Origin of the sequence: Lysinibacillus sp. RC46 (assembly GCF_041262385.1) — a bacterium.
Taxonomy (GTDB): Bacteria; Bacillota; Bacilli; order Bacillales_A; family Planococcaceae; genus Lysinibacillus.
The window spans coordinates 1-13818 of sequence record NZ_JBGCCF010000030.1; the positions used below are offsets into that span (position 1 = coordinate 1).

Here is a 13818-nt window from a genome sequence, read left to right on the forward strand (position 1 = left end):
TCGCTTTCGCACAGATAAAACCCTTGTTGCTGTCGCTTCGCTTTCGCACAGATAAAACATTTGTTGCTGTCGCTTCGCTTTCGCACAGATAAAACCCTTGTTGCTGTCGCTTCGCTTTCGCACAAAGCAAAGCTTCCTCTGGGGGCGTCCGATGAGCCGCTTGGGCAAACACGATGTTGGTCACGAAGGCGTTATCACAGGACGTGATGGTTTTAAGCCTTCGTTCCCCTATGTCCTCGCTCAAGGGTCTGATGCTGATCCCCAAGTAGTCGCCAAGTCTTCACTTCAATCAACTTAAATACATGGCATATGTTTTAACAAATGTCATCCACAACTTTTGGTGATGAGCCAAAATAATGTAAGTAATAAAGCTTTTACGGATTTTAACTTCTGACAAAAAATCGCTCCATTTCTATCAGCGAATCTCAAGCATATCAATTATGCCTCGGCAAATTGCGTTCGGAGGCTTTAACTTCTTGCTTGGACTCTCTAATAAGAATGGAGCGAGCATATAATTTTATCCTTAAAAATTGGAAGTGGCTTTAGCTTTCTTCATTAGCAGGAGCTTCTTCATAACTGGTGTATTGGTCTTTCCCAGCATTTTTCGATTGATACAACGCCTTATCTGCACGCTCAAATAAGCTTCTTTCTGACTCATCTGGATGAATGCAAATAGCACCGCCCATACTGACTGAAAGTACAGACCATCTATCAATAGAAACTTTATCCTCATACTTCAAGTGATGAATTTTCTCCAAAATAGAATTTGCTAATCTTCCCATACATTCATCCTTCGTATCATATAAAACAATTGCAAATTCATCTCCACCAAATCTTACAACAAAGCCATTCTTCCCCACTTCTTGTTTTAAAGTTCTCGCTGTTTCAATCAGAATTTTATCACCTTCAACATGTCCAAACCGATCATTTACTTGTTTAAAATTATCTAAATCTAACAGCAATAAACCCGGTTGATTCGTCTTCCTATGTCTTAATAATTTATCCATTTTACTAATATAGGTAGCACGATTATAAACATTTGTTAAAGGATCATATGTTGCAAGATGAATCGTTTTGGAAAGGAGTTTGTTGATGACTAATAGCATGATGAAAGAAGTTACTAAGGCAATACAAAGCAATACTCGAAACTGCTTTGTATTTTTAGTTAGTGCTCTCATTTCTGTGAAATTACCATATTTCACATATACAACTCTTTTCGAGGATTCTCCCCGAACCGCTTCAGCTTCGTATGGTATAAAACGGTACTTTTCAATATAACCATTATTAAACCCCTTTTGATATTCCGTTGGCTTCATCGTTTTTTTGGCTAGCTCAAAATGCTCTTGAAACATTTTCGATTGATCTTTTACAGTTATTTCATGAGATTTAGAATCATCAAAGAAAACCCCACCCGCATTTATCGTTTGTACTTCTAACAAATCTGCATATTTATCTATTAGATAGTCAGCAGTCTTTCCGAAGTTAAAAGTTTGGAATACAGGATCATCAAGTAAGTCTATACCTACCTCGAATAAATATTTCTTGTCAGGTGTTGCTAAATAGCCAAATTTTCGATATCCCCCAGTAGTTGTTGAAATATCAATACCATCAGTGTAGAATTCTCCGCTTGCTCGACGTTTGTCTAGTAAAGTAGAAAAACGGTGGCAACATTGAGAAAAAGCTAAACCTTTATCTTTTTCAAAAGTTGTATAAATTACGGTATTTGATTGGTCGAGTATGTACACATCCATTCCATTTTCGCTTTTTATTTTCTGTAAATCCCACTTCGCTATATGTGGGTTTTCTTTATAATAAGTAATTAGTTTTCGTAGTACTTCTTCCATTTTGTCAGAGAGATTTTGATCAAAATAAAAATGTGCATTATCTACAGCCTGCATATCTTTAAGAATATGGTTTTCAATTAATGTTCTATTCATGACTTCTTGTTTCTTCATATCCTCAGTAAGTATTTGCCTATTAACGTAAAAAATCACACCCACTAGTATTAATGCAAAGGCAATTAAAGATATTAATAATTTAATTCTTAGGTTTTTCATTAACTTGTCCTCTACTTATTTTCACCATCATATTTTCTGAAACATTTAGAGATTTATTAGTACCATAGACTAAATAGCTTTTCACACAAAAGTTATATCAATTATACAGTTACTGGTATAAGTATGTATATAAAAAATGCCTCGATACTAATCTATATTAGCATCGAGGAATTCTTTAATCCCTAATTTGTAAGCAAGCTAGTTCTTCAGCCGTTAATTCTCGATATTCACCTAATTCTAGACTGTCATCTAGCTTTAGGCTGCCCATCGATAGGCGTTTTAAATACATTACACGTTTACCAACTGACTCAAACATACGCTTCACCTGATGAAACTTACCTTCTTGAATCGTTAACTCAATTTCTGATTGCTGAGCAGATTTTAAAATGATAAGCTCTCCTGGTTTTGTTACATAACCATCGTCTAGCTCAACACCTTGAGCAAATTTCTCGCAGTCTTCCTCTGTCACAATTCCTTCTATTTGTGCATAGTAAACCTTCGGCACATGTTTTTTAGGAGACAATAAATTATGGGCTAATATGCCATCATTTGTTATCAACAATAATCCCTCTGTATCTTTATCTAATCGACCTACAGGGAAAGGCTGGAAATGTTGATGTAAAGGATCTAACAAATCGATGACAGTTTCATCTCGTAAATCCTCAGTTGCAGAAATAACACCAGGAGGTTTATTCATCATAAAGTATACAAATTCTGTATAGTTCACACGTTCACCAAAAACGGAGACATCCTGCTTGTCAGGATCAACATGTAATGCTGCATCCTTCGCATATGCGCCATCTACTGTCACCGCTTTTTGCTTTAGAAGCTGCTTAACTTCCTTGCGTGACCCGTAACCCATATTCGACAGTAATTTATCTAAACGCATTAGTACCCCCTATTTAAACCCCAGTTTGTTTGTAATTCTTGTCAATCGTTCACCGAGAAGCTTTTGTGCTAAGCCTAGGCGTAAAGACAAATAGCCATATACTGCTACACCTACTCCAGCACAAATAACAGAATAAACTAATGCAGAGAATTTACCACTTACCGGTCCCATTAATAACACTAAAAGTTTATGAACGAGTAATACACTTACCGCCATTGCCGCTGTCAAAAGAGAAATGAGCGTGACACGACGAATAACCATTTCTGATTTGTAGTTCAGAGTTTTTCGTAACACAAGCATATTAATAATAATTGAAACACTATAGCCAATAGCTGTAGCAAGGAGTGCGCCATCTGCCTCCATCCAACGAATTAACGGAATGTTAATCGCTAGCTTGACTAAAATTCCAGTTAACAAGCTTAAGACAATCCACTTTTGGAAGTCGATGCCCTGTAAAAGAGCTGCTGTCACTTGGAATAATGCAAATAAAATAGCAACAGGTGCATAATGGGCTAAAATCATAGCACCCATCTCGCTTTCAGTATAGAGCATAAAGTAAATTTCATTCGATAACAATGAAATTCCAACTACCGCAGGCAATGTAATAAAAATTAATATTTGATATGTTTTATCCATTGCATGTCGAAGCGATAAATATTCACCTTGCGTAAAGTACTTTGTAATCGTCGGTACTAGTGCCGACGAAAAACCTGTAGCTAACATTACTGGGATAATGACAACCTTTTGTGTTGTAAAGTTGATCATTGATAAATACTTATCCGTTACTTCCGCTAAGCCTATAGATATCATAGCTCCATTAAATGTCAGCATATCTACTAATTGGAACAACGGATTGGCTACGCCTACAAATACCATTGGAATTGAATACGTAATTACTTCTTTATATATGTTGGACATTGGTAGCTGTGTAGACGTCACACTTTGACTGCGCAGTAAATCAAATTCAGGTTGATACTTCTTCCAATAATAATAAAGTACTAGCAACCCACCAATTGCCCCAATAAATGCAGCAAATACTGCAAAGGAAACAGCTGTTTCTGGTTTCCCTTTGAAAACTACCACAACTAAGAAAGAACCACCCAATAATACAACAATACGAACAATTTGCTCCACTAACTGAGAAACCGCTGTAGGCTCCATTTTGTCATAGCCTTGGAAAAATCCACGCCAGAGGCTCATAAATGGCACGACAATTAACGCAAAACTAACCCAGCGAATAACTGAAGCAATTTGCTCTACCGTAAATGCCTGATCATCACTTTTAATAACAAGCCCCGCTATTGGCGTAGCTAGCACAAAAAGAAAAATAAACGCCGCAAACCCCGTACACATCATTATAAGTATGCCTGATTTCATAAGTTTGCGGCCTGATTGATAATCACCCATTGCATTGTATTTAGAAACAAACTTGGATACAGCAATTGGCGCACCTGAGATGGCTACTGCTAGCATTATCGAATAGGGAATATATGCATATTGATAGAGGGCAACATTTTCCTCACCCACAATCGCATAAAAAGGAAAAATATAAATTAATCCGAGCACCTTCGATAAAAACATTCCCATTGTTAATATCGCGGTACCTTTCATTAAATTGGACATCGTACCCATCCATTCATCGTAAAATCAATATTTTCATTACCGTAACACTTATAAAATATTTGCTACATGCAGAGCAGTCTTTTTTCAAAGCATTAGAGGTTTAACCTGCTTCTAGAGCAGTTCTTTCTGCTACCTGAGAAGTTTCACTGGGTACCCAAGCGGTTTCTTCCGCTACCCGAGCACTTTTACAGGGTTGTTTCAAACGTTCTTTACTGTTCAAATCTTAATACTACGCCAATAAAAAATTCAGCAAAACAACTAGAAAGCACATCATCGCAAAATATTAAATAAGTAAACCAATTGTAATCTTAACATATTTATAGGTATACAGACGCACAAATACATTAAAAAGTTCTAGAAGCTCTATAAAAAAAATAGTGGTTGTGCCCTTCCCATAGAAAGTAGAAGGCTCAAAATAATCGGTGGAGATTAAGAAAATCCCCACCGATTAATGCTACTTCTCTATTACATATCTACGAAAAATTGTTTATACCATACTAAGAACACATAGGCTGTCCAAATATAACGTCCACGATTTGCTTTTTCTTCATAGTGCTCATCTAGGTAGCCTACTAATTGTTTTGTATCAAAGAATTCATTGGCAAAGTCAGTTGTAAACATTTCTTTTACCATCTTATAATACTTTTCTTCACGCAGCCAGTGGCGAATTGGCACTGGGAAGCCAAGCTTTGGCCGTTTTGCCCATTCTTCAGGTAATTCCTGATGTGCAGCTTGACGAAGAACATATTTCGTATCAATGTCATTTACGCGATATTTTGATGGAATGTTTTTCGCTAATTCCATCACTTCTTTATCTAAAAATGGTACACGTAATTCAATAGAATGAGCCATACTCATTTTATCTGCTTTTAATAAAATATCACCTGGCATCCAAAGATTTAAATCAAGATACTGCATTTTAGTAACATCATCATCACCTGGAACCTCATCGTAAATACGTTTTGTAATCGATTTAACAGATGGACCATTTTTATAGTCTGGTTTCAAGACATTTAATGCATCTTCTTCGTCCCATACAACCGCTTCCCCAATGAAGCGTTCTTCTACTGTTTGACCACCTTTAACGAGGAAGTTCGAATATTGATTTTTAGGTAACGCCTCTGCTATACCACGTAACGCTTTACGAATACCAAATGGGATTTTCTCATATTTTTGCATTTTACCAGAGTTTTGGTACCATGAGTAGCCACCAAAAATTTCATCCGCACCTTCACCTGAAAGTACTACTGTTACATCCTTCGATGCTAACTCAGAAAGGAAATAAAGCGGTACAGAAGATGGGTTTGATTGTGGCTCGTCCATATGCCACTGAATTTTTGGTAATGCTTCAAAACACTCATCTGCCGAAATATATTTACGTTCATTTTGAATATTTAATGTATCCGATAAATCTTTTGCTAAATTTGTTTCATTAAACATATCCTCGTAGTCAGAGAAACCAACAGAGAAGGATTTATCAGGGCGTAATAATGAAGTAATATAACTTGAATCAATACCACCTGATAAGAAAGAACCAACCTTTACATCACTTATTTGATGCGCGTCTACTGATTCACTTACAGTCGTACGAATGTCTTCTACATATTTTTCAATTGGAGCTTCTTTTGCATGGAATTTTTTATCCCAATACTGCACAATTTGCTTTTGTCCATTTTGAATAAGCATATAGTGTGCTGGTTGTAATTTGTACACACCTTTAAAGAACGTTTCGTCCATTGAAGAATATTGGAACGTCAGATACGGACGTAGCGCATTTTTATTTAATTCTTTAATAAATGCTGGGTGTGGTAAAAATGATTTAATTTCTGAACCGAAAATAAACGTACCATCTGTTGTGTTTTCTGTATAATACAGTGGCTTAATACCGAAGCCATCACGAGCGATGAATTGTAAATCATTCTTTTTATCCCAAATACAGAATGCGAACATCCCGCGAAGCTTTTTGACAAATTCTACTCCGTATTCAACATAACCATAAATAATAACTTCACTATCGGAGTGTGTTTTAAAGTTGTGACCTTTTTCAACCAAATCAGCACGTAGCTCTTGGAAGTTGAAAATCTCTCCATTAAATACGAGAACGATATTACCATCTGCACTGTACAACGGCTGATTTGCCACGTCTGATAAGTCGATAATACTTAATCGACGGAATCCTAACGTTACTTTATCATCACTGTGAATCCCACCGCTGTCTGGTCCACGGTGAATAATTGTATTCATCATATTTTCGATCGTTTGATGATGATCGATCACATTTGTTCCATTAATATAGCCTATAAATCCGCACATTCTATTTTTCACCTCATAATTTAGTGCTTAACCTTTACCATAATAGCATGAAAAGACATTCATTTCATACAGACAATATAGATAAAGCAAAACTTTCATCAGTGAGGTTATTCTACACTGATTATTCGTTCACCACGAGCACTTTATCTCTCGAAAATACCTCAATTTTCCTTCAAAACTTTACACGCTTAAGCTCCTCACCATAATGTGGAGTTGATTTCCGTTCCGACTGGGCGCTTTGTAGCTGCCGCTTCGCTTTCGCGCAGAGCAAAGCTTCCTTGGGGCGTCCGATGAGCCGCTTAGGCCAACACGATGTTGGTCACGAAGGCGTTATCACAGGATGTGATGGTTTTAGCCTTCGTTCCTCTATTGCTGATCCCCAAGGAGTCGCCCAGTCTCCACTCCAATCAACTGATATACATAGCAAAAGTTTTATCACATGTCATTCCCAACGTTATGGTGACAAGCTACTTAAAGTAGAAGATAAGGAATTATAAAATACTTTTGTTTTATTTTCAATGTGAAAGAAGCCCCTCTATATAGACTTCATGTATAATAGGAAAGATTCCTAATTTGAAAAGAAAGTGAGTTTAAATATATGTACGATGTTATCGTTATCGGTGGTGGCCCATCCGGTTTAATGGCTGCTATCGCTGCTGGAGAGCATAAAAAGAAAGTATTATTACTAGAAAAAGGGACGAAGCTTGGCAAAAAATTGGCCATTTCAGGCGGTGGTCGCTGTAATGTCACAAATCGTTTACCTGTTGAAGAAATAGTTAAGCACATACCCGGGAACGGTCGTTTTCTTTACAGCCCATTCACGGTTTACAATAACGAAGATATTATCACATTTTTTGAAGGACTTGGCGTGGCATTAAAAGAGGAAGATCATGGGCGTATGTTCCCTGTATCTAATCGCGCGCAAGATGTTGTAGATGCACTTATTCGCCAGCTTCAGAGGCTACATGTTGAAGTGCGCTTAAACACACCTGTTAATAAACTTCTAATGGATGAGGAAAAAATTCTTGGGGTACGCCTTACAGATGGCACAGAAATTCGTAGTGAGGCAATAGTCGTTGCAGTTGGCGGAAAAGCTGTTCCACAAACAGGCTCAACAGGAGATGGTTATCCATGGGCAGAGCGTGCTGGCCATACAATTACAACTCTTTTCCCTACTGAGGTTCCTGTTCTATCAAAAGAGGATTTTATTCAAGCTCGTGAGTTACAGGGGCTTGCCCTAAGAGATGTCGCTGTCTCTGTTCTAAACAAAAAGGGCAAGGTGCTCGTCACACATCAAATGGACATGCTCTTTACTCATTTCGGATTAAGCGGTCCTGCTGTTTTACGCTGTAGTCAATTTGTAGTGAAAGAATTAATGAAAACAGGTTACGAGCCTGTGACAATGCGTATTCAAACACTTGTAGATTATAATGAAGAAACGTGTCTGCAATATTTAAACAGACTCATTAAAGAAGATCCAAAAAAAGCGGTGAAAAATGTTTGGAAAGGAATTGCACCTGAAAGCTGGCTTCTATTTTTATGTGAACGTGCAGACATCGATGTACAACTGACAGGTACTGAATTATCACAGGAAAAAATCCGCAATTTAGCTAAACTACTCGTCAACTTCACAATGACAGTTAGTGGTACGCAATCCCTTGAAAAAGCATTCGTCACTGGAGGTGGCGTCTCTATTAAAGAGATTGAACCGAAGACAATGGCTTCAAAGAAAAAAGCTGGTTTATTTTTCTGCGGAGAAATCCTTGATATTCATGGCTACACAGGAGGCTATAATATAACATCTGCACTCGTTACAGGACGTATTGCAGGGATGAATGCAGCACTTTAATATACCCTGTATCTCAGACTTCTATCAGCGATTTTCAGCAGCTTATCAGCGATTCAAGTTACTTCTCATCATAATAAAAAGCGTGTCCCGAAATGGACACGCTTTTTTAGCTATCTTTAGACATATATACTTCCTCAAATGGTTGAATGATGACAAATCCTTCACCTGAAAACGCCATTTGAATGGATTCGCCACTACCACGACCGATAAATGTTCGGAAGCTAATATCTGTTTTAAACTCTGGTGCCAGATTACCTGACCATGCTACTGTGGCATGAGGATCTGTATAGACCGTTTCACCAGGCTTCACTAACAATGTTAACGGTTCGAAATGAGTTGTGATAGCTACCTTCCCTCTTCCTTGTAAGGTTACATTAAACAACCCACCTGACATCACGCCTGCCATTTTACGCATTAAATGAATATCCCAATCAATACTTGGCTCAAAGGCAAGTAAATCATTGCCGTTTACACAAATACTTTCGTCCTTTAAATCGAAGACCGTTATTTTTTTCCCTTGATCGGCTAAATAAAGTCGCCCCTTACCTTTCGCTTTCATAAGTTGTGTACCTTCGCCGGTTAATGCTTTTTTAAACATTTTACCGAGGCCATGTTCCAACACACGCTCACGCTCAAACTTAATATCTCCTATGTAAGAAATCATCGCGCCCATTTTCGACCAAACCTCGCCATTTAGGTTGACCTCCAATACACGTTCAGTTTCTAACTCGAAATATTCATTTTCATTGTCGTCTTGCTGTGTTTTATTAACAAATTCATTTAAAGAAAACTTCCCCATTTCACATAGCCTCCTTGTTTATTTTATATACGTTTCAACTTTTAAAAAGATTCAATCAATACTGTTTACTTTTTTATTAGATGACTCCTCTATCCCTTAATATAATTAAACAAGCTTTATTGAGGAACATAAGGGGTGACAAAAAAACAGTTTGATCGCCCTCTTGAAAATGAACCCCTCAATCGCTTTCCGTTACAAAATTTCTCTTTTGGTAGCGAAATCACTTTATTTCCCGTAATGATATTGACATCAGACACCGACTGTTATACATTAAACAGAGATTAATCAAGTGTTATATAACAACAGCTACAAAAAATGACCATACAAGCGTCATGTGCGAAATGACACTCATATGGCCGATACCTTCAAGTGCGAATTGAAAGTATAATTTATTGTGTAGCGGAGACGTCTCCAACCTTTTGAGAAGCTTCTTTTAATGCTGTTCGTTTACGTACATCTGCACGTAATGTTAATGAAATAATTAATGAAGCAGCTATTAATCCTGTAAACACATAGAATACTGGAATATAACTTCCATAAGAATTTTTAATTGTGCTCACTAAAAGCGGTCCAAAAATACCACCTAATGACCAAGTTGTTAATAAATAACCATGAATAACTCCAAGTTGTTTCGTACCGAATAAATCACTTGCAAATGCAGGTAGATTCGAGAAACCTCCACCATAGCAACTAACAACTAAGAAAATAAGTGCTTGGAAAATAATAACGTTTGTTGTATGCGGTAAGACGATAAATGTAACTAGCTGTGCGATAAAGAAAATTACAAAGACGTTCGAACGACCAATATAGTCAGACACAGCAGCCCATACTAAACGACCACCACCATTAAATAATCCCATTATTCCTACCATTGCTGCGGCTCCCGCAACTGATAATCCTACAATTTCTTGAGCCATTGGAGATGCAACAGAAATCATCATAATACCTGCTGTTACGTTTACTAAATGCATCGACCAAAGCATCCAGAAATGCTTAGTTTTTACAGCTTCACGTGCTGACATGACAGCTAAATCTTTTTTCACTACGTCTTTACCATTATCTGCAGCAGCCTTCATATTCGCTGGCATATAACCAGGTTTAGGCGGTGCTATATATGAAGCCCCTAAAATCATTAACGTGAAATAACTTGCCCCTAAAATAAAGTACGTTGTAGAAATACCTACAGCCTCCATTAAGTTAGCTGCGACCGGCGCTGTAATAAGTGCCCCTGAACCAAATCCAAGTACAGCCATACCTGTTGCTAAACCGCGGCGATCCGGGAACCATTTTACTAATGTCGATACAGGTGCAATATAACCAATACCCATACCCAATCCACTTAGTAAACCATATGTTAACCAGTACAATGTTACGGAATCCATTGAAATTGCTACACCTGCACCAGCTTGTCCTGCCCCAAATAGAACAGCTGCTATCATTGCAGATTTACGTGGCCCCATTTTTTCTACTAAGTTACCGAATAATGCTGCTGAAAAACCAGCAAGCCCCATCATTATTGTGAAGGCAACCGTTACGTTTGTTTCACTCCATCCCATCTCTGTAACAATCGGTAGCTTGTATACACTGTATGCATATGCTCCACCGATCGAAAGATGAATAGCGATTGCGGATAATGCAATTAACCATCTATTTTTATTCATAATTTCTCTTTTCTCCCCTCTTTTGCTACCTGTGAAAGTTTTATGAACGTCCCTGAAAACAATTTAACACTTAGAATTATTCAAATGCAAGATGTTTTTTCAAAAAATATTATTTCTCCAAAAAGTATTTTATTTTTTACCCTAGTAATTTTATAACGAAAACCTTACAGCCTCTAAGTAAATAGATGTTTATTAAACGAAAACCCCAACATTTTTCAGCTAATATTATTTTTCTACTCTATTATCAAGTTACACATAAATTATTTTGATATAATTAATTTTGTGCATATTTTCACATGCAATCTATGTATATTGCATTTTTTCTAACTCTCATTAATCCTGCACATTTCTTTAATAGGACACAAAAAGATAATCAATATGTAGAAATTTTTAGAATAAAAGAGAATTTTAAAGCTTAAATAAACGAATTTCCTCCTCGTAAAAGGATGCTAAAAAACATTATTAAATGATTCATTTAACTTTTAATGGATATCCAATTAAATAAACCCAATACACATTTTGTATATTTCAAAATGAATCATCACTACCCATCCATTTTTATTATTCAAATATATATTTTTTTATTTAAAATGAATCCTGCACATTCTTTTTAACAGTGGATAGTCCTACTTTTTTAAATTATAGATTACTAAACCAATCAGTTATAACAAAAACATTTGCTATGGCACACAAGTAAAAACAGTAATATTTTACCAACATTGTAATCGGAATAAAATTTCGAAATAGGATCATTTATGTAAAAAATAACTAGTTCTTTATATGATTTTAATTTTATTATTTGTTGTTTTTATACCTCAATTATCACTTTGGTTGCTATTATTCAATTAAAGTCCGTCAATTTTAGACGATTATATGTATCAAAAAGAGATGCTCTAAAATAATTCGAGCATCTCTTTTCGTTCGTTTCCTCTTTTATAGAAAATAAATAAAAAATACAATAATTATTGGCAATAGTGCAAGAAATGAAGCAATCGATATATAATGCCTTTTTTCCTCACGCCCATAATAATAGTCAATCACAATAGAATCTACAGTGAAGACTGCTAGAAATGCGCATACTCCAGCTGTATATAAAAACCATCCATATATATTAAATACAATAAAAATCGCCCCTTTTATAAACATAGCAATATACGTTGAACGTTGATGGCCTGTATTTATATATTTCGGCTCCTTTGGAATGTTAAACTTTTTTCGAATTGCTTTTTCTAAAAGCCACTCTAAAAAGAGAACAATGAGTAAAAAAGTAAACATCTCACCGAAACTAAAATCCTTCCCATCTTTTTGCATAAGGGCAATAAATGCTGATGCAATAACGTCGTCTTTCACCTTGTAAAAGATATTTGTATGTCGATCGCTAAAAGCTAGCTGTTCATCGTTTAAGAACATTTTTAGCTGCACAGCCTGCCCATTATCAAACTCCACCCATACATCACTAAATGCATAATAATCTGTGTCCTTCTTCGATATAACCGCCTTCTTTAGTACATCGGCAATGAGCGTTGTTTCCGGATCTGTTTTATAAGCTTGTTGTCCAAAAATCCAGCCAGTTCTTCCTGCCTTAAAGGTATCTTCCTGCCAATTCTGCGCAATGGTAAATTGTTCAATATTTTCATGTTGGGCTAGTTCAACAATGCTAGCATGTTTAGCTATGTCTACTTGTTTCCATGGCCCAACTACAATTAAAAAGAGGATCGTCACGACAGCTCCAATGATAATCGTCGGATATCGCCATCTACTAGGTTGTTTATTTTGCTGAGAAACATTTTGCAAAATTCGCTCCTGCAATTGTTGTGAAAAACGCGGGGCTTCTCCAAGCTCTTTATCCAGTTTATCCTTAAAAGATGTCATCTTCTAGCACCTCCCAATGACTCGAGTCCAGTTTTTCCTGCAATATTTGCCTAGCTCTGCGAAGTCTTGTCTTCACTGTATTTTCTGTACATGCAAGAACCTCTGCTATCTCTCGAACCTTTAATTCTTGATAATAATAAAGAATAATTACTTCTCGATAGGTGATTGGAAGCTCAAACAAAGATGCTGTTAAAATTCTCCGCTCATCCTCCTCAAGCAAATTTGTTTCAGGCGTCCGCTTACTGGCTCCTATGTGCAATTTTTCAAATAAAATATGACGCTTATTTTTCCAGCTCCGTAAATAGTCATGGCTTTTATGTACTGTTATTTTTACTAAATATGTTTTTAGTGAGGATCGTTGTTCAAAGCGCTCTTGTTGCTGGTAATAAGCAAAAAATACATCTTGAACGATTTCTTCAGCAATTGCCCAGTCTTTAACATATAAATAAGCTACTCGAAGACAATATTCACCATGTTCATTCATAATATTTGCTAAATGCTCACTCAAACAAACACCTCCTATTCCCATTCACACTATAGTCGTATCGAAATCTCAGTTGGTTTCAGTAGAAAACAATTTTTTCATAGTAAACGGGGCTAATATTAAAAGATACAAATGTTTCAGCACTAAAACGTGTGGTTAATTCCCGTTCTCGTTCCGGCTGGGGACGTTCGATAAAATGTAAAAAGACAGAATCAAAATTTGATTCTGCCTTTTATCATATATTAATGAAATGATCCAACCATCAAAAGTG

General features: G+C 36.5%; 11 protein-coding genes. 3 read left to right on the forward strand and 8 right to left on the reverse strand.

Annotated elements, in window-relative coordinates:
• Positions 1 to 151: 151 nt before the first annotated feature.
• The gene (locus ABH966_RS21400) at positions 152 to 298 is read left to right on the forward strand and encodes a hypothetical protein (protein WP_370081944.1); all 147 of its coding nucleotides are present in this window, start codon (positions 152 to 154) and stop codon (positions 296 to 298) included.
• A 244-nt stretch (positions 299 to 542) separates the two neighbouring features.
• Here the strand turns inward: ABH966_RS21400 and ABH966_RS21405 are convergent, their stop codons facing one another.
• The 4 genes from ABH966_RS21405 to asnB all read right to left on the reverse strand — a co-directional run bounded on the left by ABH966_RS21405 (position 543) and on the right by asnB (position 6882).
• Complete coding sequence (locus ABH966_RS21405) at positions 543 to 2057, reverse strand: GGDEF domain-containing protein (protein ID WP_370081946.1); 1515 nt, start codon at positions 2055 to 2057, stop codon at positions 543 to 545.
• A gap of 175 nt (positions 2058 to 2232) precedes the next feature.
• Positions 2233 to 2946, reverse strand: coding sequence for a pseudouridine synthase (locus ABH966_RS21410; protein ID WP_370081948.1), 714 nt, complete (start codon positions 2944 to 2946; stop codon positions 2233 to 2235).
• A gap of 9 nt (positions 2947 to 2955) precedes the next feature.
• On the reverse strand, positions 2956 to 4569 hold the full coding sequence (locus tag ABH966_RS21415) for a putative polysaccharide biosynthesis protein (protein ID WP_370081950.1): 1614 nt from the start codon (positions 4567 to 4569) through the stop codon (positions 2956 to 2958).
• Between the two features lie 465 nt (positions 4570 to 5034).
• Positions 5035 to 6882, reverse strand: coding sequence for an asparagine synthase (glutamine-hydrolyzing) (asnB, locus tag ABH966_RS21420; protein WP_370081952.1), 1848 nt, complete (start codon positions 6880 to 6882; stop codon positions 5035 to 5037).
• Positions 6883 to 7172: 290 nt separating this feature from the next.
• Between asnB and ABH966_RS21425 the strand changes: the two genes are divergently transcribed.
• Positions 7173 to 7379: a hypothetical protein gene (locus ABH966_RS21425; RefSeq protein ID WP_370081954.1), complete on the forward strand. Its 207-nt coding sequence runs from the start codon at positions 7173 to 7175 to the stop codon at positions 7377 to 7379.
• A gap of 101 nt (positions 7380 to 7480) precedes the next feature.
• On the forward strand, positions 7481 to 8731 hold the full coding sequence (locus ABH966_RS21430) for a BaiN/RdsA family NAD(P)/FAD-dependent oxidoreductase (RefSeq protein ID WP_370081956.1): 1251 nt from the start codon (positions 7481 to 7483) through the stop codon (positions 8729 to 8731).
• A 106-nt stretch (positions 8732 to 8837) separates the two neighbouring features.
• Here the strand turns inward: ABH966_RS21430 and ABH966_RS21435 are convergent, their stop codons facing one another.
• From ABH966_RS21435 to ABH966_RS21450, 4 genes are all read right to left on the reverse strand, one after another.
• The gene (locus ABH966_RS21435) at positions 8838 to 9530 is read right to left on the reverse strand and encodes an AIM24 family protein (RefSeq protein WP_370081958.1); all 693 of its coding nucleotides are present in this window, start codon (positions 9528 to 9530) and stop codon (positions 8838 to 8840) included.
• A 389-nt stretch (positions 9531 to 9919) separates the two neighbouring features.
• A complete protein-coding gene (locus ABH966_RS21440; RefSeq protein WP_370081960.1) occupies positions 9920 to 11191 on the reverse strand; it encodes an L-lactate MFS transporter in 1272 nt (423 codons plus the stop codon).
• Between the two features lie 933 nt (positions 11192 to 12124).
• Positions 12125 to 13063: a hypothetical protein gene (locus tag ABH966_RS21445; protein WP_370081962.1), complete on the reverse strand. Its 939-nt coding sequence runs from the start codon at positions 13061 to 13063 to the stop codon at positions 12125 to 12127.
• Positions 13050 to 13571 (reverse strand): sigma-70 family RNA polymerase sigma factor, encoded by a 522-nt coding sequence (locus tag ABH966_RS21450; protein ID WP_370081964.1) that lies wholly within the window; start codon positions 13569 to 13571, stop codon positions 13050 to 13052. The genes ABH966_RS21445 and ABH966_RS21450 overlap by 14 nt, the downstream gene beginning before the upstream one ends.
• Positions 13572 to 13818 lie beyond the last annotated feature (247 nt).

Coding starts and splice junctions, on each gene's coding strand:
- ABH966_RS21405 (WP_370081946.1), bottom strand. CDS start 2,057: ATGAAAAACCTAAGAATTAAATTATTAATATCTTTAATTGCCTTTGCA.
- ABH966_RS21435 (WP_370081958.1), bottom strand. CDS start 9,530: ATGGGGAAGTTTTCTTTAAATGAATTTGTTAATAAAACACAGCAAGAC.
- ABH966_RS21415 (WP_370081950.1), bottom strand. CDS start 4,569: ATGTCCAATTTAATGAAAGGTACCGCGATATTAACAATGGGAATGTTT.
- ABH966_RS21410 (WP_370081948.1), bottom strand. CDS start 2,946: ATGCGTTTAGATAAATTACTGTCGAATATGGGTTACGGGTCACGCAAG.
- ABH966_RS21400 (WP_370081944.1), top strand. CDS start 152: ATGAGCCGCTTGGGCAAACACGATGTTGGTCACGAAGGCGTTATCACA.
- ABH966_RS21440 (WP_370081960.1), bottom strand. CDS start 11,191: ATGAATAAAAATAGATGGTTAATTGCATTATCCGCAATCGCTATTCAT.
- ABH966_RS21445 (WP_370081962.1), bottom strand. CDS start 13,063: ATGACATCTTTTAAGGATAAACTGGATAAAGAGCTTGGAGAAGCCCCG.
- ABH966_RS21430 (WP_370081956.1), top strand. CDS start 7,481: ATGTACGATGTTATCGTTATCGGTGGTGGCCCATCCGGTTTAATGGCT.
- asnB (WP_370081952.1), bottom strand. CDS start 6,882: ATGTGCGGATTTATAGGCTATATTAATGGAACAAATGTGATCGATCAT.
- ABH966_RS21425 (WP_370081954.1), top strand. CDS start 7,173: ATGAGCCGCTTAGGCCAACACGATGTTGGTCACGAAGGCGTTATCACA.